This is a genomic window from Sporosalibacterium faouarense (assembly GCF_016765695.1).
Lineage (GTDB): Bacteria > Bacillota > Clostridia > Tissierellales > VENL01 > Sporosalibacterium > Sporosalibacterium faouarense.
On sequence record NZ_JAETGO010000044.1, the window covers coordinates 1 to 23241 of the forward strand.

Genomic DNA, 23241 nt, shown 5'->3' on the forward strand with positions numbered 1-23241 from the left:
AAAATCCTTTAGTGTTAAAAAACTTCTTCCTTTTAAATTAAATGCCATTTTAATTTCCTCCTCTTATTAATTTGTTATTTAAGGAAATTGCATACTAAATTTCTATACAATTTCCTATTTATTAAATATAAAGTGTCTTAATTGATGTTCTTATCTAAAAATACGAGTTTATGTTTTTTATCATAAGTCTTCTCTAATAAGGGGCATACTCATACATCTGGGACCTCCTCGTCCTCTTGAAAGCTCCGAACTTGGCATTTCATGTACTTTAATACCATGATCCCTTAATACTCTATTAGTAACATAATTTCTTGAGTAAACTATTACCTCCCCTGGAGCTATGGCGAGAGTATTAGACCCGTCATTCCATTGCTCCCTAGATGCATCAATCAGATTACCACCAGCACACCTTATCAAAGTAATATTATCTAATTCCAAGTACTTTTTCAAGATTTCTTTTAAAGTTGCTTCTTCTTTGACAATATTTAATTTATCTCCACCATTTTTATTCTTTGTTAATGAAAATACAGTTAGCGGTCCTTCTATTGCTGGATGAATAGTAAATTTATCATAGTCTACCATCGTAAAAACTGTATCCAAATGCATAAATGCTCTTCTTTTAGGGATATCAAAGGCCAATATAGTCTCGAAGCTTTCATCACTATATAGTATTTTTCTTGCAAACTTTTCAATAGATACTGCATCAGTTCTCGCTGATATTCCAATAGCTATGACCTTATCACTGAGTATAAGTTCATCTCCACCCTCCATCGGAGAACCTTCTTTTCTATCGTACCAGATAGGGACGTTAATATTTCTATATCTAGGATGATATTTAAAAATATATTTTGCAAAAAGAGTTTCTCTGTTTCTAGTTTCTGTCTTCATTCGATTAAGAGTAATTCCTGAACCAATTGTTGCAAAAGGATCCCTTGTAAAATACAGATTCGGCATGGGATCTACTACAAAGGGATATCTAGAATCTATCATATCGGATAGAGATTTATCCTTACTATCTGCAAGCTCTGTTTTTCTTATTCCTGCCATCATTTTTTCTACTAGGTCTTTATTGTTAAGCTCTTTAAAATAGTTTTTAATTACTTCACGACTTCCTTTTCCAATAATGTTTCCTTCATCCAGGTAGTCTTCAACCAACTGTTTTCTAATCTCATCCTCTACAATTGCTTCTGAAGCTAAGTTCTCTAAATACGATACCTCTACTCCATTATCCCTTAATATCTGAGCAAAAGCATCATGTTCTTTCTGTGCTATTTCTAAGTATGGTATATCATCAAATAGTAATCTTTCCAAGTACTCTGGCATTAAATTCTCCAGTTCTTTTCCTGGTCTATGGAGTAGTACTTTTTTTAATTTACCGATTTCTGACTTTACGTTTAGTGGTCTACTAACATCACTCATCAGAATACCTCCTCTAGAGACTTTGTTCTTTTGTTATTATTTTATACAAAATATGTCTTCATTGGTTCCGATAATTCTAGTTCTGAGTCAAAACTTTCTTGTGCTTCATTAGCTATCTTATCTAGCCTATATTCGGGATAAAAATGGGTAAGTATTAATCTTTCAACATTTGCCTTAGTGGCAATTTCACCGGCCTGCTTTGGTGATAGATGGGGGGTAGTCTCTGTTAAATCCTCTTCAAGAACTCCAGATTCACATAGAAATAAGTCAGCATCCGATGCAAATGTAACTAACTCTTCGTTATAAGAGGTATCAGCAGAGTATACCATAACTTTTTCTCCATTTTTCACTCTTATGCCATATGTCTCAATTGGATGATTCATTTTTTTAAAATCAATACTGAGGTCATTAATATCTACAGGCTTACCTTCTTCTATACCATGTATTTCAAAGGCATCGTTATAATTAAGCCTATTAACGAGATCCATGTCTTCCATAGGCAAATATAAAGGAATACTTTTTACTGGTTTATTGTTTTTATTTATTCCAATAGCATATTTCATAATCAGTATGTCTGCCATATGGTCACTATGTAGATGAGATAAAAAGATTCCATCAATTTCTTCTAAATCACAAACTTTTAACAAAGTAGATAGCACACCATTTCCACAATCAAGAAGAATTTTTGTTTCACCTTCTTCTAATAAATATCCGGAGCATGCGCCACCTGCTTTTGGATAGGGTCCATTATTCCCAAGCACTGTTAATTTCATTATTTTCACTCCCTATAGCAATGGTATTAAACCTCTTTATATTATTTACTAAAGTTACTTTTTTATCCCTATGTTTAGGGATATAATAGTGCTACTAACATTTTACATAAAAAGAAGACCAGTGATGCTTTAGCCTTCTTTTATAGCGTATAATTTTTCATAATAACTATTGGTCTCAAATTAGTTATCATTATTTATTTCATCCATTCTATCTAATAATCTAACAACTAAAGTAGCAAATTCTCCCCATGTTACATAGTCATCTAAGTCATGTTTATTTAACACTAATTTTTCATCTCTTAGTCTCTTAAAGCTATCCATAGCCCAATGTTCTTCAATTCCACTATAATATTTCTCTTTATACCTAATAATTCCTCTTTTTATAGCTAAAGCAATTCTTTGTCTAGACTCTTCTTGTTTAAGAAATTCATTGTTATATGGATTAGAAATAAAGGCACATTCTACTATTATAGATAGTGGATTTATCTCTCTTATCATATAATAATAATCTTCGCCCGAGCTATTAAGCCTAGTATACACTTTTCTTTTACGTAGTCCTGTTAATCCTAATTCGTCTAAAATATATTGACTTAATTCTTTCCCTTTCTGTGAATTACTAGGATATATAATCTCACTTCCTCTAGCATCTTCACTTAAAGCTGAATTATTGTGGACTGAAACCACAAAGTCAAATTCTGAGCTATTTATCATTTGACCCCTTTCACTTAATGACATAGATTTATCTTTATCTCTAGTCATTTGAACTTGAATTCCTTCGTCAACTAAAGCTTGTTTAAGCTTTTTTGCAATATCCAAGTTAACATCCTTTTCATGAAGATTAAATTTTGATGCACCTGTGTCTTTACCACCGTGTCCTGGGTCAATACATATTTTCATAATCATACCTCCAATAATATTTCCTAGAATATTTTATTGGAAAGTAGTTAATATTGTTACTATTGCTATTTATGTACTCTAGTCATTTTTCTCCCTTTTAAAGATTCCCATAATTGTTCTGCCAGTTTTCGCATCATTTATATCTACTAACTCCCAACCATCTTCACCTAACTGATTCATTTGTTTTTCATGGTCCTTAGTTAGCACCAAATTAACCATTCCATGGGTTCTAAAATTAACAATTTTATATTCAAATTTTTTCATGAAATCGCCTCCTATTAGGTTATTATAACATAATAGTAATTTAATATCTCTAGCTTACATATAATAAGATAAAATTACATATTGACATAAATGGTTTTTAAGAAAATAATAGTATTATAAGCAACTTATTTATTATTGCTTATAATCAATTCTAGAGGCTGAATAGAATTATTTGAATATAACTAACTAGTACATTGGAATTGAGGAGGGTTGTTAATTATGTATAAAAGTGAAATTGAAATCAATGAGCTAAATAAGCTTTATGATGAAATTTATTATAGTTCATTAGAGGAATCTGAAATCGCACTAGATGTTATTTCAAATTTTATATCTGAAAAAGAATATCAAAACTTTGAGTTTAATCCTAGAGATATGAGAGACATAATTGATGTAATACTTGACCTCTATGATGAAATAATTGATCAACTTGATGATGAAGGTATGAGTAATATAAGTAGCTTTGTAATGGATAAAAAAGAAAGAATTAATAGCCGAGAGATGGATGCTCTTCTAGAAAGCGAATATGCTAAATACTTACATGAAGATTATGATGATGCTTTAATTAATGAAGATGAAGTTATTTATGAAGATATTTATGATGAAAGTGAAGATTTAGATAATGAAGATACAATTGATGATAACTTTGACGAATATTAGTCAAAATAAAACGGCCGTTGGGCCGTTATTTTATTTTAACCAAGCTTTTCTTCATTGCTTTTTAGTGTTAATACATAGTCTATTGCTTTTGCAGGCTTATAAAAATATTGTAGGTTTACACCAGAGCTTTTTTCATCTACATAAAATCTATTAAATATATTAACCAATAAATCATATTTATAACCCTTAAAGCTGTATTCTTTTAGCTTGCCAATAGCAAAACCTGCTAACTCATCATCTATTTCAAAAATATCGTAGTCACTTTCTTTGAAAATATCCTTCATCTCTTGGCATTCCATCATATCAATTTCAGATATTTTGTACAAAGTACTATAATAGTTTTCTATATTAGTGACTAAGTTATTCCATTTCAACAACCCATCTTTATTGATTTTAGATGATATTTTTCCATTGTCTTCCCAATATTTGATTAGTAATAATTTGGCACAATAATTATAAGCAGATTTTTCCACAAAGAGGTCACACCAAACGTCTTCAGTCAATTTTTTGTTTAGTCCAAACTTGAGTCTATATCTTTTTAAGACTCCTCTTTGGTCATATTTATATTTCATCTTAAAAAAGTTTATAAACTCTGTTAGGTCTGAGATCATATTTCTAATTAAATCCATAGTTATACCTCCTTATCAATATATATTACTATTATTTCCAATTTTTAGATAATTATTACCTTATTTTAGCAATGTAGCCCTTACAATATTATACGTGAGAAGATTTAAAATGGATAAAAAAATATAATCCAAAGACTTTTCTTCGGATTATACTAGCCATTCTTTTAATTTTTCTTTATCAGTAACTACTATTTTTCTTCCTTTTATTTCAATTGCGTTTTCTTTACTAAACTGACTCAAAGCTCTACTTATAGTTTCCCTGGATGTACCTACTAAATTAGCTAGTTCTTCCCTTGTTAAACTCAATTCTATAACTAACCCACCATCTATTTTCTTTCCATATTTATCACTCAAAGTCAAGATTAACTGTGCCGCCCTAACATAAGTGTCATTTAAAGCAATATTCTTTAACTTTTTCTGGGCTTGAGTTAACCTTTTATTTAATATTTTTATCATCTCTAAAGCGATATTAGAATTATCCTTCAATAAATTCTCAATATCAATATTTTTTAAAATATAAACATAGGTATCCTCGATTGCCTCAACGGTAGCAGGATAGTCTATATTATTAAATAGAACGACCTCTCCAAAGACACTTCCCTCTGCCTTAATATCCAATATTATTTCTCTACCATCAAGGGATGTTTTAAAAATTTTAACTTTTCCCGATTTTATAATGAATATTGAATCTCCTTTATTTCCTTCAGTAATTATAATCTTACTTTTTTTATAAAACCGCTCACTGGTTATGTTTTTTACTTCTTCTAATTGATCATCTTTAATTTGACTGAATAAAGGAATCTCTCTAATGTATTCACCAATGTTCATTATGATACCTTCTTTCTAAAATAATTAGAGCTAGAGTATTAATTACTCTAACCCTTCTTGTTCCAATTTAGTCTTTACTTCACTATTTCCTTAAAATCTTGAGTAGGATAATTAGCATATTTTATAACCTTTCCTTCCCAAGTTCGAATCATAATATAATCTTTTCCTCTAGAGATTAGATATTCTGGTAACATTGGAGTTTTTCCTTGTCCCTTAGGTGCATTGACAATATAAGTAGGAATAGCCAGTCCAGATGTATAACCTCTTAAATATTCCATAATTTCCAAACCATCATCTACAGAAGTATTGAAATGTTCTGTTCCCTCTACATGCTTAGCATGGAAAATATAATAAGGTCTTACTCTGACTTTTAATAACTCATGATTCAAACATCTCATAACAAACTTATCATTGTTAATTCCATTTAATAGTACTGCTTGGTTACCTAAAGGAATTCCCGCATTTGCAAGTTTTTCACAAGCTGCCTTTGATTCCTTTGTTACTTCCTTAGGATGATTGAAATGTGTATTAATATAAATCGGATGGTATTTCTTAAGTACGTCAACAAGCTCATCTGTAATCCTCTGAGGCATAGTAACTAGAGTTCTAGATCCAATTCTAATATACTCCACATGCTGAATAGATTTTAATTCTTTTAAAATCCATTCTAATCTGTGGGTTGGTAAAGTAAGAGGATCTCCTCCAGTGATTAAAACATCCCTTATTTCTGGATTATCTCTAATATAGTCTATAGACTGTTGTATCATTTCATTTGACCTATGCTCATCCTTCTGACCAATATTTCTTCTTCTCTGACAATGTCTACAATACATTGCACATTCATTAGTTACATTTATAATTAGTCTATCAGGATACCTTCTTGTGACACTTCCAGCTGGATTTGTAAACTCTTCTCCCATTGGGTCTCTTTCTCCACCCTTGTTCACTATTTCAGCAACAGTTGGTACAGAAAGAAGCTTAATAGGGTCATATTTATCATTCTTATTTATTAAGCTAGCATAATAAGGAGATATAGCCCATCTGTATCTACCCGTTATTTCTTTGACTTCTTGTTTCTCTTTATCAGAAAGATTTATAATTTTACTAAGGGTTTCTACATCTCTAATCCTATTCTTCAACTGCCACTTATAATCGTCCCAGTCTTCTTCAGTTCCACCTAGTATATTTAATATGTTTTCCTTTGATTTTTGAAACTCTTCCTCTAACTCTAAACCTTTTTGAATATTTTCTCTTGCTTCTAGGTAATCGTTAATCTTAGATTTTAACTCATCAGCTCTTTGTAATGATATTTCTCTTTTGGACATATCTTTTTTCTCTGTCATCAGCATTCCTCCTATTACATAATTTATATTATTACCCAAAACACAAAAAAGGCTTGGGCATTTTTATTAAAAAAAGTTACTAAAATCAAGGCTATTTTGTTAACTCAAAAAATAGTCTTGTACAAAGAATAAAAACAGTTTTCTAAAAATAATATAAAGTATAAGAATCCTTGGGTTTTGATTGTTTAGAAATCAAAAATTTGATAAGAATTTAATCTCGATATGTTTTACGGTGACTTGGAAAAAGTCCGGCACTATATATTATAGCTAATTATTAAGGGTTTGTCAATATTTTCTAAAGTGGGGATAGCAATGAAAAAATTTACATTTTTATTTTTAATTTTTATTATTCTTAGCTCAATTTTTATAGGAAAAAACTATTATAATGCAACTAAATTAAAAACTACATTCAGTAGTGCATTTGATTTAAACTCTAATATTACAATCCAATTAATTAAAAATTACTTTTCAGAAGATAGAGAACTGCATAAAAAGGCAGAAGATATAATAAAAGTTCTCGTATTAGAAGACCTGGATTACGAAGACTGGCTAGAGTATACTGACTATATAGAAATGACCATATACCCTATGGAGATAACTAGAGATTTGCAGGAAGAACTAGTAATTGTTATGAATTTATCCAAGGATGAAGGAATTATTGGAATCTATAAACTTAAAGACGATAAATATGTTTATGAGAATAAAATCAAAGATTTAGCTTTTATTGAAAATGTTGAGCCCCTTGAAGATGCTTTGAATAACAGAGTATTTCTGGTGATTGAAGAATTGCTTGATGAAAGCTTTGGAGCTTACTTCATTGATGATTATATACGTATTTTTACGTTAATTGATGAAGATTATGAGGAAGTATATAGAGAGTCAATGGAGTATGAGGCTTTTTACTACGAAAAGTGGTTTGACCCTTCAATTGAAAATCCTAAATGGTATAGACTAAATGAAAACAATCTAATTGACTATATGTCTGTTGATAATGGAACAATCGTCATTAATACAGCTAAAAGCTTAGCTAAATATGAAAGCCAGCCAACGGAAGATGACTCTATCCCAGAGGATTTTCAACTTGCTACTGATAAAAGCTTTGAGCTTACAAGTATATGGAATGAAAACTATCAGTATTTCCTTCAAGGTGTGGGTAAAATAAAAAATAGCAATAAAATAGTTGGAATCATCGAGGATTCATCTCAATCAGTAGAATCACTAATGAACTCTCAAGATAACCACTATAAAGTTATTGATAAAAATGGTAAAATAAATTATATAGATGAAAAAGATTTGGAACTATTAAGAATGTTTTAGAGATGAGGAGGTATAAAATGCGAAAGAAGATTGTTTTATTAGGTATTCTAACTATTATTATTTTCGCTGTAATAGGATGTTCAAATACCACTAAAGATGATTTACTAAACTATACTAATGATAAACTGCCTCGAATTACTAATTTGGAGGGTGAAGCCCTAGACGAGTATCAGAGTATTATTTCACAGGATGATTATTCTTATCAAATTCTATATAGCTCTTTGAAAGATAGTATAATTCCTAAATATACTCAGTTTGTAGAAAAATTAGAGGCAATTTCCCTTAATACTGAAGAAGTCAAAAGTATACATAGTCTATATGTACAAGGGGCCAAGAAACAACTAGAAGCTTTAACTAGCTTAAAGGAAGGAATTGAAGAAAAAAGTAATGAGAAAATTGACAAGACCGGGGAACTCCTTAAAGAATCTAAGGAATTAATGAACGAATACAATGATAAGGTTCTAAAATTAGCCGATGAAGTTGGAGTTGACTACAAACTAAAGTGAGGTGTAAAAGTGACTGAAAAACTTTATAGAGAAAACCCGTATTTAAGAGAACTCACAGCTAAAGTTGTGAAAAAACAGTATAAAAAGGGAGCCTTTCATATTGTCCTTAATCGAACCATATTCTATCCACATCTATCAGGTGGACAACCTAAAGATATTGGAACAATGAACGACGTGAAGGTTATAGACGTATATGAAAAGGATAACGATATTGTTCATGTAGTTGAAGATGACATAATCGGAGATGAAGTTATTTTAAATATAGATTGGAATACAAGGTTTACCCATATGCAACAGCATACTGGTCAGCATATTCTATCTACTGTTTTTAGCAAATTATATAATGGTAAAACAATTGGGTTCCATCTTGGTAGTGAATTTGTCTATATAGATATAGATCTTCCTGAATTAAAGGATTCAGATATCAAAAAAATAGAAGATTTTGCTAATAAAGTAGTATTTTCAAATTTTGAAGTGAAAGCTTACTATATTGATAAAAATGATGTATCAAACCTACCTTTGAGAAAGCAACCTACTGTTGACAGTAATATTAGAATTGTAGAGATAAATGATATAGATTATACTCCCTGTGGAGGAACTCATATGAGAAACACAGGTGAAGTCGGTCTCATAAAGATAAGAAAATGGGAAAAATATAAGGGCAATATTCGAGTTGAATTTATATGTGGAAATAGAGCTTTAGAGGACTTTAGATGGAAAAATAGTCAAATCAATGAAATTTCTAATTTACTGTCTGTTAAAGATATGGATTCACTAGAAGGCGTAAAAAGGATCTATGATGAGAATAAAGACCTTATGAAGAAAGTGAAGGACTTAAAGGTGAAACTAGTGGATTACGAAATAAAAGACTTAATCAGCAACTCTTGGGATTATAATGGAATAAATATTGTTTCTACAATATTTACAGATACAAGTTTCAAGGATGTGAGATATATGGCTACACAAATCATTGAAAATTATAATTCGATTGTTTCAATGGGTGTTGTAGAGGATAATAAATGTCAAATAGTCCTTGGTAGGTCAAATGATATAGAATTAAATATAAGAGAGATTTTTAATGATGTTATTGGAATAATCAATGGTCAAGGTGGTGGGAATCCCAAAATGGCCCAAGGTGGCGGTTCAAGAGTTGAAAAATTAGAAAGATGCATCGAAACTAGTCTAAAGCTAATTGAAAGCGAGCTATATAATAATTTAAAACCAAACGTTTAAATAGAGTATATTGAATGCAAAATTAAGCAGGGTTAAATCCAGATAATTTGGATTTAATCCTGCTATTTTTACTATCAAATATAATGGCTATCAATGTTCAATGTCATATTATGCCTAATATGCGTTTACTATCGCTCAAATACAACCTTTCCTCCTAACATAGTCATATCAACCCTTATATCCTTTATACTTTCCTCTTCTATTTTCATAATATCATCAGATAATATTACTAAATCTGCTAACATACCCTCTTCAATCTTCCCCTTAATATTTTCCTCATAAGTACTATAGGCAGAATTTGTAGTATATAGCTTAAGTGCATCGTAAATATCTAAACATTCATTTGAGTTCCAGCCACCTTTAGGATTTTCCTTCAAATCTTTACGAGTTACAACAGAATATATACCTAAAATTGGATCAAAGGGTTCAATAGGACAATCAGAGCTACCTGATAAGTGAATACCTTTATCCATCATTGTTTTCCATGCATAGCTAGTCTTTAATCTATCATTACCAACTCTCTCTTCTGCCATATACATATCAGTTTTCATGAATATTGGTTGTACATCTGCAATAACATCTAATGTCTTGAATCTATTAAATATTTCACTAGATGCTATCTGGGCATGAATTATTCTATATCTTGGATCTTCCTTAGGATATTCCTTTGTTAATTTAGCATATATATCTAAAATTTGATTCATACATCTATCACCAATTGCATGTACTGCTAACTGCAATCCATTTGTATGGGCCATCTTTAAAACTTCATATATTTCTTCATCTTTATAAATTAAAACTCCATATGTGCTTTCATCATCACTATAGGGCTCTTCTAGAGCAGCTGTTCTCGATCCCAATGAACCATCAGCCAAAATCTTTAATGGACCAAACCTCAAGTTTGCATCACCATCTCCAGTCTTAATATCTAGCTTTAAAAATTCCTTTAATTTATCGGTATCTTTTAAAAGCATTTGAAGGTTAATTCTTGCATTCAAATTACCTTCTTCCTTCAAAAGCTTATAAGCATCAATTATTTGAGTATAGAATTTCACATGGGAAAAGTCATCTGTTTGAATAGATGTTAATCCCACTTCATTTGCCTTTTTGATACCAATATATATTAATTCTTTAACTTTATTTATATCTTCCAACATGGGTATTTTATCATATACCAAGTATAAAGCATTCTCTCTAAGAATCCCTGTAGGTTCCCCCGTATTAGGATCTCTGTCAATTCTTCCACCTTTAGGATCCTCTGTGTCTTTATCAATTCCTGCTAATTCCAAAGCCTTTGAATTAACTAAACAAATATGTCCACAAGCTCTAGATAAAAATACAGGTCTATCATCTATTATTCCATCTATATCTTCTTTACTAGGTAATTTTTTATCCTCAAAATATATGTGATTCCAACCAAACCCAACTATCCAGTCTCCAAATACCTTTAGTTCTTCATTCTCTCTAAAGCTTTTCAACTCATTTTTAATATCAGTTATAGAAATCATATCAAAAAGATTAACTTTATATTGAGATAAGCTATAATTAAAAAGGTGTAAATGACTGTCATTAAACCCTGGCAAAAGAGTTCTACCATTTAAATCAATTTTTTCAGTGTTTTCATCTATTAGATTTAAGCCTTTTTCATAATCACCGCAAAAAACTATCTTACTATTCTCAATCAAAACTGATTCTACTTCCCTTTTCTTGTCATCCATCGTTAGAATACTGCCATTATATAAGAATTTTTTACTCATTCTTACCCTCCTTTTTCATTTAAAAAACATATATATTGTGTAATATCAATTGTTCTGGGTAAATATTATTTATTCTAGTCTTCAAATAATATAGTTTCAAGTATAAAAACTATGTTTTTTTTAAATTATAATAATTATAACACATTATTGGTATCGTTAGAATACTATGTAATGAAACCCTTTTTTAATATGAATTATAGGAGGTAGACATGAAGGATATCGTTGTAAAGAAGCTAAAGGAAAGAGGCGCATCAATTGAAGAGATGGCAGAACTGGTTTTTGAATTACAAAAAGATTATTTAGATATAACTATGGATGAAGCAATACAAAATGTTAAAGGTGTGTTAGATAAAAGAGAGGTTCAAAATGCCATACTTACTGGTTTAGAGCTTGATAGATTAGCTGAAGAAGGCTTAATAGAGGAGCCCTTATTATCAATAATTCAAAATGATAAATCTCTATATGGAATAGATGAGGTTTTGGCTTTAAGTATAACTAATGTATATGGCTCAATTGGATTTACAAACTTTGGCTATCTAGATAAAATAAAGATAGGAATTATTGGGAAAGTCGATAAATTAGGCAAGACTACTGACCAGGTTCATACCTTCCTAGATGACCTAATTAGTGGTATAGTCGCAGCAGCTTGTGCTAGAATTGCTCATTCTCACGGTGATAATTAAAAGTATTAAAAAACTAATTATAGATGACCTTGTATATTGATATACAAGGTCATTTGCTTTTACTTTATTATAATTTAATTGCTCTTTCATATTGTTCTGGAATTGATATCTTAATGCCTTTTCTCATTGCCTCATGTATAGGCCAATAGGGGTTTCTTAAGAGCTCCCTTCCTAATGCTACTAAATCTGATCTATGATTTGAGATTATTTCTTCGCTTTGTTCATAATTTGTTATCCATCCAACTGCAATCGTTGGAATATAACACTTTTCTTTTATTGTTTCAGAGTATTTTACTTGATAACCAGGATAAACATTAATATCAGCTATATCTATTCCACCTGAACTTACATGAACCATATCTATGTGTTCCTTAATGTTATTAATCATATCTACTATATCCTTAACCTCTAATCCACCCTCTAGATAATCGTCTGCGGAGACTCTAATCCAAATTGGTTTTTCCTTTGGCCAAACTTCTTTAATACTATATATGATTTCCTTTAAAAACCTTGTTCTATTTTCTAAGCTACCTCCATACTCATCATTTCTTTTATTAGCAATTGGTGATAAAAACTCATGTATTAGATAACCGTGAGCAGCATGAATTTCTATTGCATCAAAACCTGCTTCATCAGCTCTTCTTGCTCCTTCTTTAAATGCATTAATTACATTTTTTATTTCATCCTTAGTTATCTCTTTTGGTACTGAATATTTATCACTGAAATCGAAAGAGCTCGGAGCAACAGTCTCTACTTCATTTACTCCACATTTTCTTCCAGCATGGGCTAGTTGTAGGGCCATTTTTGTCCCCTTATCTTGACATTCATTAACCAATTTGCTTAAACCATTTATATGACTGTCATCCCATATCCCTAAATCATTGGCTGAGATCCTTCCATTAGGTACCACAGCTGTGGCTTCAACAATAATCAAACCTACTTGACCTATAGCTCTACTAGTGTAATGGGTCATATGCCAATCATTAACATATCCTTGATTATCAGCAGTGTACATACACATAGGAGGCATAACAATTCTATTCTTTAGCTCCATATTTTTAATATTATATTTTTCAAAAAGCATTGTATTAATCACTCCTTTTCTCCTATATATTACCCAATGAATGTAATAAAACTACAAAGGAATCAAATTAAATTTTAATAAAAAAGCAGCATGCATCCAATAAAGATAGATACCATGCTGCTTTACTTCTGCATTTTTAACTGATTAGTTGAATCAAATAATATTATCTTACTAAGACTAATTTATCTATTCATAAAATCTTCAATTTCTTCAACTGATTTTATAATATCTTTGGATAAGTTCTTATATCCATCCTCAGTAACTAAAATATCATCTTCAATTCTAATACCTATACCCTCGTTAGCTATATAAAGACCAGGTTCAACTGTAAATATCATTCCTGGTTCTAGTTTCACATCACGATTTCCTACATCATGAGTATCTAGCCCTAGGAAGTGACTTACTCCATGATAATAATAATTCTTTATTTCTGAGTCTTCCTTAATTAAACCTATTTTTTTACACTCTTCAGTTAAAACTTTAGTAGTAATTTTGTTTAATTCGGTAAAAGGAAGTCCTGGTTTTACTGCTGAAATAGTTTCTTCCATTGCTTTTAAAACAATATTATAAATTTGTTTTTGTCTCTCAGTAAATTTACCATTTACAGGGAAAGTCCTACTGATATCAGCACAATAATTGTCATACTCTGCTCCTAAGTCAAATAATATCAAATTATCATTTTTAGCTTCATTTTTATTTTCAACGTAATGAAGAATTACTGCATTTTCTCCTGAAGCAGCAATTGTTTTAAAAGCATTATCCTGAGCTCCTAGTGATTTTATAGTAAAGTCAAAATGAGCTTCTAACTGATATTCTTTAACTCCTGGCTTAAGATTTTCCATTATACTCTTAATACCTTCACCAGTTATTTCAACAGCCTTACTAATTTTTTCAACTTCTTCATCTGATTTAATTACTCTTAATTGAGCAATATCACCATGTATATTCTTTATATTTAGATATGGATATCTGTCTCTGCTTTCTTTAGCAAACTTTACACCTAAGGTATCTAGTTCATCCCAACCTCTTTTTTCTAAGTCCACATATAAATTTTCAAATGAATTCACTAATAAAAGTCTACTGAAGAAATCTTTAAATCCATTAACATACTGAATTTTTTCAATTCCAGATGCATTTTGTGCTTCTTCTTTTCTCATTCTAATGCCTATCCACTTTTCTATGTCTGGATTTACCTCTTCAATAAATAGAATTTCTTCAACCTTTGAATTTCTTTTTGTAATAAGTAATATGAAGTTTTCCCTTTCAACTCCTGCTAAATAATAGAAGTTTCTATTCACTGTATATTTATACCCTTGGTCAGCACTTCTTTGAGGAGCAGATCCTGAAAATAAAACTAACACAGAATCATCTTCTAGATTGTCTATTATATTCTTACGATTATTAATAAAAAAGTCTTTATTCACATTATCACCTTCCTATTCCTTAATAGATAAAAATAATATATCCCTACTATTTTTATTCTCACTTTAGAAACTATTCTATATTAAAGCCAATATTCCTTCAATAATTACAGTTTGTTAAAGAATGTTAAAAACCTTATCTAATCTTGTTAACTTAAACACCTTTTTAACATTTGAATCATTTATAGACTGTAACTCTAATATCTTATTATTTTCAGCACATTTCTTATGCAATGAAACTAATACTCCTAATCCAGTACTATCAATAAAGCTGCATCTTGAAAAATCTACTATTATCTTTTCTTGGATTTGCTGAAAATACTCATTTATCTCTTTTCTAAACTTATCAACCTCATCAAGTGCAAATTCTCCAACTAAAGCTATGGTAATTTGTTTATTATCTTCAGTTTTAATGTTTATCATCAGCCTCACCTCTTATTTTAAATTTTGAAACTAATTCATCCAAGTCACATGCCAAATTGCTTGTTTCCTCAGCAGATGAAGATAAGTTCTCTATAGCTGCCGTTTGTTCTTCAGTACTACCGGCAATCTCATGAGTACTAGAAACTGTATTCTCCGTGATTGTCGCTATGTTATTAATTAAGTCAACTATTTGGTCTGAAGTAGCAACTTCATCTTTAGTTAAATCAACTATTTCACCAATGTTTTTAACGGTCTTTTCAACGGCTTGAATAATTTCTACAAAAGAGCTATCGGTCTCATTTACAACCTTTACACCATTATCAACAGCATATTTATTTTCATCTACTGAATTTACCAAGTCATCAACTTTACTAGTTATTTCCTTAATTAGTGATGCTATTTGATTAGCTTCCCTTGTTGATTCTTCTGATAATTGTCTTACTTCTTCTGCTACTACTGTAAATCCTTTCCCATGCTCACCTGCTCTAGCAGCTTCTATAGAAGCATTTAAAGCTAAAAGATTAGTTTGCTCAGAGATTGAATTAATAGTATCAATTATACCTATTGCTTTATTAGTAATACTGTTTAAGCTATTAAGGGTAGTTATAGTTCTTTGGGTGTTTTCATTTATAGAATCCATGGCATTTACTGTTTCATTTACTTTGTATCTCCCAGCCTCAGCTGCATTGAGAGTCAAATTAGAGTGCTCATTTAAAGATTCTGCCTTGTTTTTAGCTAATTGCACCAAACTAGAGAGCTGTACCAATGACTGCGAAGCTTCTATCGTGGAATTATTTTGCTTATCTCCATTATTAGCTACTTCTTGAATACTTGCGCTAATTTCCTCAGTAGTTACACTAACCTGCTGAGATGAAGCAGCAAGCTCCTGAGAAGAAGAAGTCAATATATGAGAGGATTCCTTTAGTTTCTCAACAATGTCTGCTTGATTTGTTACCATTTTATTGAATGATTCTCCTAAATCTCGCAATTCATCCTTTGATTTAATATTTGCTTTAACAGTTAAATCTCCTTCCCCAGCCTTACTCATTCTATCTTCTAGTAATCTTATAGGTTTAACAATTCCGAAATTTGTATAAATATATGCGAATATCATAGCTAAAATAATTGAAATTAAAGCTATCCAAATTGTTACATTTCTAATTTCTATGGCCGGCGCCATATATTCATCGTAATTTGCCGTTATAGCAATTGACCAATTACCTGCTGGGGCAAAGCTAACAAATTTTTCTACCCCTTCATATGTATAAAACCCTTCTGAGGTTTCTCCCATCTTCATCTCTTCTACCAAATCTTTGAGCGACTTATTTTCCGTGTCACTTAGGTTTTCTGAAAACACCTTTTCTCCTACTGGATGATATACAATCAAACCATCCTTGTCAATCATATAGCTATATCCGCCTTCTCCTACTTGTATTTTTTCCGGGTGCTTAGTAATTTGGTCAAATTTAACACTTCCTAATAATACACCAATAATTTTGTTATTCTCCTCTATAGGTACACCAACAGCTATTACTGAATTGCCTGTATCCTTTGAAACAATAACATCACTTATAGTTACAGATCCACTTGAGAAAGCATCCTTTATATACTTTCTATCACTTAAATCATACTCTTTATTTTTATCACCACTGGCTACAACGGAATGCATACTAGTATCAACAAGTACCAAACTTTCTAAGATATCAGAATTAGACTGATATAGTTCTTCAAGATATCTATAGGCACCATCCTTATATGCATCACTCTCTGTCATTAATAAATATCTTAATTTTTCATTTAAAGCAGTATTTTCCACAACTCTAGTCAATGAATCTAAGGTCATTTCAACATTTTCTGCTGCAAGCTTTATTTCCTTATTTAGCTGATCTTCAATTGTTGTTTGCAAAGAATTCGAAGAATTGAAATAGGATATTGTCCCCAATACTGCAATTGGAATTGTAATTAAAATAAAAATACAAACTAGTAATTTAAATCTTAGATTTATTCTCATAGTGTTTCCCCACCTTTCTCCTTGTAAGCTATTCTTAATTAATAGTCCTCTACCTATGTTAGTCTTTAACACCATGCTTCATTAAAAAATCACTCTATGTACTCCCAAAAGCTTTGCTGCCATAATCATTATAGCTACAAATATAATTCTACGTATCCACTTATCCCCTTTATTTACTGCAAAATTACTTCCTATGTATGCTCCAATACCATTACCAATTGCTAATACAATACCCAAAATCCAGTCTATTTTCCCATTAGCTATAAACACTACTAGCGACGATAGCATGTATATCCCTATTATAAAAACCTTTAAACTATTAATTTCAACTAAGGACTTACCTGTTATTAATCCCAATGTAAGAATAATAATAAAACCTACTCCAGCTTGGATAAATCCCCCATAAAAACCAACAAAGAAAAAGGCTATTACTGCAACAGCTTTCCTTATATTGCTTAGGTCTTCAATATCTATAGACTTAATTAAATTTTTCTCTGGTCTCCAAATTATTAATACTAATACTACCAACATTACAATACCGAGAATCTTTTCAAATGTATTTCCCGATATATTTACAGCCATCTGTGCTCCAATTATCGACCCTAAAACTGCTGGAGCCCCTAACATAATACAGAATTTAGGATTAAAATATCCCTTATTCCTAAATGTATTTACAGCAACAAGATTTTGTACCATTAATGCAATTCTGTTTGTTCCATTCGCAACTGCAGATGGAAGTCCAGCAAATATTAATACAGGTAATGTCAGTAATGAACCACCCCCACCTATAGTGTTCATAAAACCAGATAACATTCCTACTATAAGGATTAATATACCTTCTTTCATCCCACTCCCCCTCTATCTCCATATCTGCACTGTATTAACTAATCTTTCATTTTCAAAAGTCAATTTATATATATCTGGCATCTCTAAGTCCTTCCAAAATAAAAAATCAAAACTTTTATCAAAATAATTCATTATAAGTACCATAATATTTCCATGAGTTCCTATTACTATATTTTTTTCATTGTACTGTTCTAATACTTTTCTCAAAGCATTTATGCCTCTTCTTTGAGCTATGTAATTAGATTCACCACCGTCCCATGAAAACGAATAATCTTCCCATACTTTTGTAATTACTTTTTCAAAATCATTCACTGACCTTTCAGCCAATTTCCTTTCCCTAAAATCATCTACTATAGTAATCTCTTTATCTAGATAACTAGCCAACCCTTCAACAGTCTCGATTGACCTTTTATAGGGACTTGATAATATATAGTCAATATTCTTCCGACTCAATATCTCAGTTACTCTCTGAGCATCTTTTTTGCCTATTTCTGATAATGGACGATTTAATTCATCTTGAGTGTATACAGAATGAGCATGACGAACTAAATATATATTAGTCAATCCACTTCCCCCTTATTATCTATAAAGGTATTCTACAAATAGCAACTTATTTCCTGCAAAAAATACATAAGTTTACTTTTTATGCTAAAAAATTAAATATTATGACCATCTATAACTTACTCATTAATACTTAATATTTCACTATTCTATTTTTAAGTTTTTCAAAAATAAAAAGAGAAAAAGAAGAGTTCATATTTATTATATGCCCCCTCCTTAAGAATCCTTTATATAATATATTATTTTACACGTTTACCTACTGTTGCAACATAAATAACAAATTGTTCTTCACCATCTACTCCTATACATTTGTTTATATCTTCATCCTCAAAGGCAGCAATTGCGCAAACGCCACTGTCAATATCTTCAGCGGCTAAATATAAATTTTGACACACATGACCAGCATCTAAATGTAAATACCTATAGCTTCTTTCTCCATATCTCCATTTCATTCTATATAATACTGCTGACCATATAAATGTCACAGCACTTTGGTTCATCATTGGTTGGTCAAAGCATCCTTGTGCAACTTTTGAATCTATATCTTCATCCATATTTACTTCTACTAATTTATGTTCTATAGCCAAATATCTATATAATCCTTTTTTTAATCCTGTAACGTTTCTAATCATAAGATAGGTTTCAAAGGCGTGACGTGCTCCTGCCGATGGGACTGTTCTTAATGTAGATGGTCTGGACACTATCTCCTTAACTCCTTGGGTACACCAAAGAAGGTATGATAGTTCTTCTAAGGTTAAAGGTAGTTCAGAATATTTCCTAAGACTTTTTCTTCTCTCAATAGATTTTCTCAAGCTAATATTTTCTATTTGAATATCCTTGGCTTCTGGAAGGTCTATTAAATTAGCTTTTTCATCATAGGGTAATTGTAAAGGTGGCTGCTCTATACCTTTATCTTGATCAGATTCTTCTGAGTTCTTATAATATGTTTGTTCCATAAACTCCTGGCCAATTTTTTTCATAATTAAGCACCCTTTCATTAATTATTCAGATGAACAAAGTGTATAGTCACTATCTGTAAAGATAAGTTATTATTTACTATCTCACGCCTTCTTCCTTTATCTAATATCTCTATGGACCTCTACATCACTCTTATCAACGATTTTATTATCTTCATCCACAAAAACTATTCTAGGTTTTAGACTCCTAGCTTCTTCTTCATTAACCCAACAATAAGCTATTATAATGATATTATCCCCTGGTTGAACTAATCTTGCCGCAGCACCATTAAGACATATTTCACCACTATTTTCTGGTCCTTCTATTGTGTATGTCTCTAATCTAGCACCATTATAGTTATTAACTATTTGAACCTTTTCTCCAGGTAATATTCCCGCCGCATCCATTAATGCTTTATCTATAGTTATACTACCTACATAATTAAGGTCTGCTTCTGTAACAGTAGCCCTGTGTATTTTTCCTTTGTACATATTCACCATCATAAATTATACCTCCATTCTAATGTTGTCTATTAGTCGAGGTTCTCCTATTTTTACAGCAACGGCAATCAATACGTCACCTTCAATGGTCCTAATTTCTTCCAATGTTCTAGCACTAACTACCTCGACATAATCAATTTTAGCATATTCAACTGTCATTATATTGTATGTAACGAAATCTTTAATTATTTTTGCATCTTTTTCTCCATTTTCAATCATTTCCTTTGCTTTGAACAACGACTTAGATAATATAGTAGCATCTTCTCTTTCCATAGGTTTTAAATAAATATTCCTTGAACTAAGGGCCAAACCATCTTCTTCTCTCACTATAGGACAAGGAATAATCTCTATATCAAAATTTAAATCTCTAACCATCTGTTCGATAACAGCTACCTGTTGAGCATCTTTTTGTCCAAAATATGCTCTGTCAGGAGATACTATATTAAAAAGCTTTGAAACAACACTGGTTACGCCTTTAAAATGTCCTTTCCTTGATTCACCACATAGTCTTTTCGTAATATTTCCTTCAACTTCTACATAAGTTTTATATCCACTAGGATACATTTCGTCAACTTCAGGAACAAAAAGTAAATCACATTCAGCTTCTTCTACAAGTTTTCTATCTCTATCCAAATCTCTAGGATAGCTTTCTAGATCTTCATTAGGTCCAAACTGAGTAGGGTTTACGAATATACTTACAACTACTATATCGTTTTCTTTTCTAGCATTTTTTATCAAGGATAAGTGACCTTCATGAAGAAATCCCATAGTTGGAATTAAACCAACAGACTTATTTACTTTTCTAGCAGCCTTTATCTCTTCACGAATATCGTCAACTGTATTCAATATTTTCATTATATGCCTCCTATACAAACCCTTAGATTTTTCTTTATTGCTAACTGTCTTTATTAGCTTCTTCTACATAATATCTGTCCTTTTCATTAAAAAAAGTTATATCTGAGTAACCAGCAAATATTTTACCAGAGTGGTTTATTCCCTTTGGAATAAAATATCTATCTCCTTTGAAATATGTTTTTTCTATACCATCTATAATTAATTGAATTTTACCTTCCAATACCACACCCCATTGGGCTTCATGGCTGTGCTCCTCCAATTCCACATCTTTATCAAATTTCATAAATAATAATTGATGATTTTTTCCCTGTGATAGATATGCCTCTAAGCCATCAAGTCCAATATCAGCCTTGGGTAAATTCTTAATAGGTTTTGGAAATACATCCATTTTTAATCCCTCCTATTGAATCTTATTAAGAACTTCATCATTTATACTAAAGGTATGTTCTTTAGCTGGAAAATCTCCCTTCTTTATTTCATCTATATACCCTTTAACTGCGCCTTCAATAGATTCGCTTAAATTAGCATATTGTTTTACAAATTTAGGAGTAAAGTTTTTATACATTCCTAACATGTCTTGTACAACCAATACTTGACCATCACAATATTTCCCTGCACCGATTCCTATTGTAGGTATAGTTAATTTCTCTGTTATTATCTTAGATAGCTTTTCTGGCACACATTCTAATACTATGGCAAAGACTCCAGCTTCTTGAAGCAACAATGCATCTTCAATTATTTGCTTTGCTTTCTGTTCATTCTTTCCCTGCACCTTAAAGCCACCGAACATATTAACAGACTGAGGAGTAAGTCCTAAGTGACCAATTACTGGTATTTGAGCCTTTATTATTGCTCTTACATTATCAATAATATTGCTACCTCCCTCAAGCTTAACAGCATGAACATTTCCTTCTTGAATCAATCTACCTGCATTTCTTACACTTTCTTCAACACTTACATGATATGAAAGGAAAGGCATATCTCCTATAACCATGGCATTCTTTGTTCCTCTAGACACTGCCTTACAGTGATGTATCATATCATCCATAGTAACCTGCAAAGTATTTTCATAGCCTAACATAACCATACCCAATGAATCACCAACTAATATACTGTCCACACCTGCATCATCTAATACTTTTGCAGTAGAGTAATCATAAGCAGTTAACATAGATATCTTATCATTTTCCTTTTTAGCCTTTAGAAATGAACTAACAGTAAACTTCTTGTTTGACATGGTCTACACCTCTTTTAAAATATTTTCTAATTCTTTTTCCTTATTTTCATCCCTTAATTTTGCCCTTTTTGCTAAATTCAGTGTTTCTAACCCTAATGTTTGATATAATTTCAAACTATCTGCTTTCTTATTTTGTATAGCTTTTAAATGCTTTAAAATTGTTTCAGTGTCTCCTCTTACAATAGGACCAGTCAAGGCTTGTTCAGTCCCTAACTCATAAATATTTTTTATACTTCCTTCGATTAATGGATGTAGTGCTTTAAATCCATCTGTTTTATTAATCCCTATTGATTCAAATAAAGATAATCCGTAATCCATTAATGAAACTAAATAATTTGAAACTACACAAGCAGCAGCATGATATATTGGCTTCTCATCAGATTCTATTTTAAAATAGCTATTTCCCATACTTTTCAACATGTTTTCTAAAATATCTATTTTATCTTCATCTCCTTCGAGGCTAAAGACAGTATTTTTCAAATCCTTGACTGCCTTTTCAATATCAGCAAAAGATTGTAAAGGATGTAATGAATATACGCTACAGCCTTTTTCTTTAGCTCGATGAAAAATTTTAGATGACGATGCCCCACTCATATGTACTAGTATTTGCCCTTTTGATAACAAATTTTCCTCTACTAAGAAATTACATATTGATGCAATCTCATCATCATTAGTAGTAATAAAAATAATGTCTGAGTTTTTAACAAGTTTATCAATAGTATTTTCTGCTATTGAATCTGTTAAATCAGCGGCTCTTTGTGCTGATTCTATAGTGCGACTATGATAGCCATGTATTGCAAAACCTTGATTATTTAAATAAATACCAAATGCCGTACCAACCTTACCTGCACCAATAAAACCTATTTTCACTTTAATCACTCTCCATTGCATTAAAAAACCCTTTCTAGTCAGTAGTTTGCTACAGACGCAGAAAGGGTATGTAAAATCAAATGGTTTAATAGTCAAAAAATTTTGACTTCAAAGTAACTTCATCCATAATATTTACCTTTTCTGTCTCTGTCACTTGGATCAGAGCATCT

25 protein-coding genes are annotated in these 23241 nt (G+C 31.0%); 5 read left to right on the top strand and 20 right to left on the bottom strand.

Annotated elements, in window-relative coordinates; genetic code table 11:
- Positions 1–180: 180 nt before the first annotated feature.
- The 4 genes from arcA to JMO20_RS08730 form a co-directional block, all read right to left on the bottom strand.
- Positions 181–1419, bottom strand: coding sequence for an arginine deiminase (gene arcA, locus JMO20_RS08715; RefSeq protein ID WP_202709196.1), 1239 nt, complete (start codon positions 1417–1419; stop codon positions 181–183).
- Between the two features lie 41 nt (positions 1420–1460).
- The gene (locus JMO20_RS08720; protein WP_202709197.1) at positions 1461–2192 is read right to left on the bottom strand and encodes an MBL fold metallo-hydrolase; all 732 of its coding nucleotides are present in this window, start codon (positions 2190–2192) and stop codon (positions 1461–1463) included.
- Positions 2193–2372: 180 nt separating this feature from the next.
- A complete protein-coding gene (locus tag JMO20_RS08725) occupies positions 2373–3089 on the bottom strand; it encodes an N-acetylmuramoyl-L-alanine amidase family protein (protein ID WP_202709198.1) in 717 nt (238 codons plus the stop codon).
- Between the two features lie 78 nt (positions 3090–3167).
- Positions 3168–3353: a DUF4177 domain-containing protein gene (locus tag JMO20_RS08730; RefSeq protein WP_202709199.1), complete on the bottom strand. Its 186-nt coding sequence runs from the start codon at positions 3351–3353 to the stop codon at positions 3168–3170.
- A gap of 219 nt (positions 3354–3572) precedes the next feature.
- On the opposite strand from JMO20_RS08730, the gene JMO20_RS08735 reads away from it, so the two are divergent.
- Positions 3573–4010 (top strand): hypothetical protein, encoded by a 438-nt coding sequence (locus JMO20_RS08735; protein WP_202709200.1) that lies wholly within the window; start codon positions 3573–3575, stop codon positions 4008–4010.
- Positions 4011–4045: 35 nt separating this feature from the next.
- Here JMO20_RS08735 and JMO20_RS08740 read toward each other — a convergent pair whose 3' ends face one another.
- The 3 genes from JMO20_RS08740 to eam all read right to left on the bottom strand — a co-directional run bounded on the left by JMO20_RS08740 (position 4046) and on the right by eam (position 6810).
- On the bottom strand, positions 4046–4639 hold the full coding sequence (locus JMO20_RS08740) for a hypothetical protein (protein WP_202709201.1): 594 nt from the start codon (positions 4637–4639) through the stop codon (positions 4046–4048).
- 147 nt (positions 4640–4786) lie between these two features.
- A complete protein-coding gene (locus JMO20_RS08745; RefSeq protein ID WP_202709202.1) occupies positions 4787–5467 on the bottom strand; it encodes a Crp/Fnr family transcriptional regulator in 681 nt (226 codons plus the stop codon).
- 74 nt (positions 5468–5541) lie between these two features.
- Complete coding sequence (gene eam / locus JMO20_RS08750; RefSeq protein ID WP_279380085.1) at positions 5542–6810, bottom strand: glutamate 2,3-aminomutase; 1269 nt, start codon at positions 6808–6810, stop codon at positions 5542–5544.
- A 312-nt stretch (positions 6811–7122) separates the two neighbouring features.
- Between eam and JMO20_RS08755 the strand changes: the two genes are divergently transcribed.
- Genes JMO20_RS08755 through JMO20_RS20035 form a run of 3 tightly spaced genes read left to right on the top strand, consistent with a single transcriptional unit; the run spans position 7123 to position 9866 of the window.
- Positions 7123–8127 (top strand): hypothetical protein, encoded by a 1005-nt coding sequence (locus JMO20_RS08755; protein WP_202709203.1) that lies wholly within the window; start codon positions 7123–7125, stop codon positions 8125–8127.
- Positions 8128–8144: 17 nt separating this feature from the next.
- Positions 8145–8633: a hypothetical protein gene (locus JMO20_RS08760; RefSeq protein WP_202709204.1), complete on the top strand. Its 489-nt coding sequence runs from the start codon at positions 8145–8147 to the stop codon at positions 8631–8633.
- 9 nt (positions 8634–8642) lie between these two features.
- Positions 8643–9866, top strand: coding sequence for a DHHA1 domain-containing protein (locus tag JMO20_RS20035; protein WP_202709205.1), 1224 nt, complete (start codon positions 8643–8645; stop codon positions 9864–9866).
- Positions 9867–9994: 128 nt separating this feature from the next.
- Here JMO20_RS20035 and JMO20_RS08770 read toward each other — a convergent pair whose 3' ends face one another.
- Complete coding sequence (locus JMO20_RS08770; protein WP_202709206.1) at positions 9995–11623, bottom strand: amidohydrolase; 1629 nt, start codon at positions 11621–11623, stop codon at positions 9995–9997.
- 209 nt (positions 11624–11832) lie between these two features.
- Here JMO20_RS08770 and JMO20_RS08775 point away from each other — a divergent pair, with 209 nt between their 5' ends.
- Positions 11833–12306, top strand: coding sequence for a phosphatidylglycerophosphatase A family protein (locus JMO20_RS08775; protein ID WP_202709207.1), 474 nt, complete (start codon positions 11833–11835; stop codon positions 12304–12306).
- Between the two features lie 67 nt (positions 12307–12373).
- Here JMO20_RS08775 and namA read toward each other — a convergent pair whose 3' ends face one another.
- From namA to JMO20_RS08835, 12 genes are all read right to left on the bottom strand, one after another.
- Entirely contained in the window at positions 12374–13402 is a 1029-nt protein-coding gene (namA, locus tag JMO20_RS08780) for an NADPH dehydrogenase NamA (protein ID WP_341534014.1), read from the bottom strand.
- Between the two features lie 170 nt (positions 13403–13572).
- The gene (locus JMO20_RS08785) at positions 13573–14814 is read right to left on the bottom strand and encodes an aminopeptidase P N-terminal domain-containing protein (RefSeq protein ID WP_202709208.1); all 1242 of its coding nucleotides are present in this window, start codon (positions 14812–14814) and stop codon (positions 13573–13575) included.
- 114 nt (positions 14815–14928) lie between these two features.
- On the bottom strand, positions 14929–15234 hold the full coding sequence (locus JMO20_RS08790; protein ID WP_202709209.1) for an STAS domain-containing protein: 306 nt from the start codon (positions 15232–15234) through the stop codon (positions 14929–14931).
- Positions 15221–17245: a methyl-accepting chemotaxis protein gene (locus tag JMO20_RS08795; RefSeq protein ID WP_207753471.1), complete on the bottom strand. Its 2025-nt coding sequence runs from the start codon at positions 17243–17245 to the stop codon at positions 15221–15223. The genes JMO20_RS08790 and JMO20_RS08795 overlap by 14 nt, the downstream gene beginning before the upstream one ends.
- Before the next feature lie 81 nt (positions 17246–17326).
- Complete coding sequence (locus tag JMO20_RS08800; protein WP_202709211.1) at positions 17327–18091, bottom strand: sulfite exporter TauE/SafE family protein; 765 nt, start codon at positions 18089–18091, stop codon at positions 17327–17329.
- A 12-nt stretch (positions 18092–18103) separates the two neighbouring features.
- The gene (locus JMO20_RS08805) at positions 18104–18655 is read right to left on the bottom strand and encodes a histidine phosphatase family protein (RefSeq protein ID WP_202709212.1); all 552 of its coding nucleotides are present in this window, start codon (positions 18653–18655) and stop codon (positions 18104–18106) included.
- 236 nt (positions 18656–18891) lie between these two features.
- A complete protein-coding gene (locus JMO20_RS08810) occupies positions 18892–19632 on the bottom strand; it encodes a SagB/ThcOx family dehydrogenase (protein WP_243414691.1) in 741 nt (246 codons plus the stop codon).
- Positions 19633–19728: 96 nt separating this feature from the next.
- Positions 19729–20112 (bottom strand): aspartate 1-decarboxylase, encoded by a 384-nt coding sequence (panD, locus tag JMO20_RS08815; protein WP_202709213.1) that lies wholly within the window; start codon positions 20110–20112, stop codon positions 19729–19731.
- 3 nt (positions 20113–20115) lie between these two features.
- A complete protein-coding gene (gene panC / locus JMO20_RS08820; RefSeq protein WP_202709214.1) occupies positions 20116–20964 on the bottom strand; it encodes a pantoate--beta-alanine ligase in 849 nt (282 codons plus the stop codon).
- Between the two features lie 40 nt (positions 20965–21004).
- Entirely contained in the window at positions 21005–21352 is a 348-nt protein-coding gene (locus tag JMO20_RS08825) for a cupin domain-containing protein (RefSeq protein ID WP_202709215.1), read from the bottom strand.
- A 12-nt stretch (positions 21353–21364) separates the two neighbouring features.
- Positions 21365–22201, bottom strand: coding sequence for a 3-methyl-2-oxobutanoate hydroxymethyltransferase (panB, locus tag JMO20_RS08830; protein ID WP_202709216.1), 837 nt, complete (start codon positions 22199–22201; stop codon positions 21365–21367).
- Positions 22202–22204: 3 nt separating this feature from the next.
- The gene (locus JMO20_RS08835) at positions 22205–23071 is read right to left on the bottom strand and encodes a DUF2520 domain-containing protein (RefSeq protein WP_202709217.1); all 867 of its coding nucleotides are present in this window, start codon (positions 23069–23071) and stop codon (positions 22205–22207) included.
- Positions 23072–23241 lie beyond the last annotated feature (170 nt).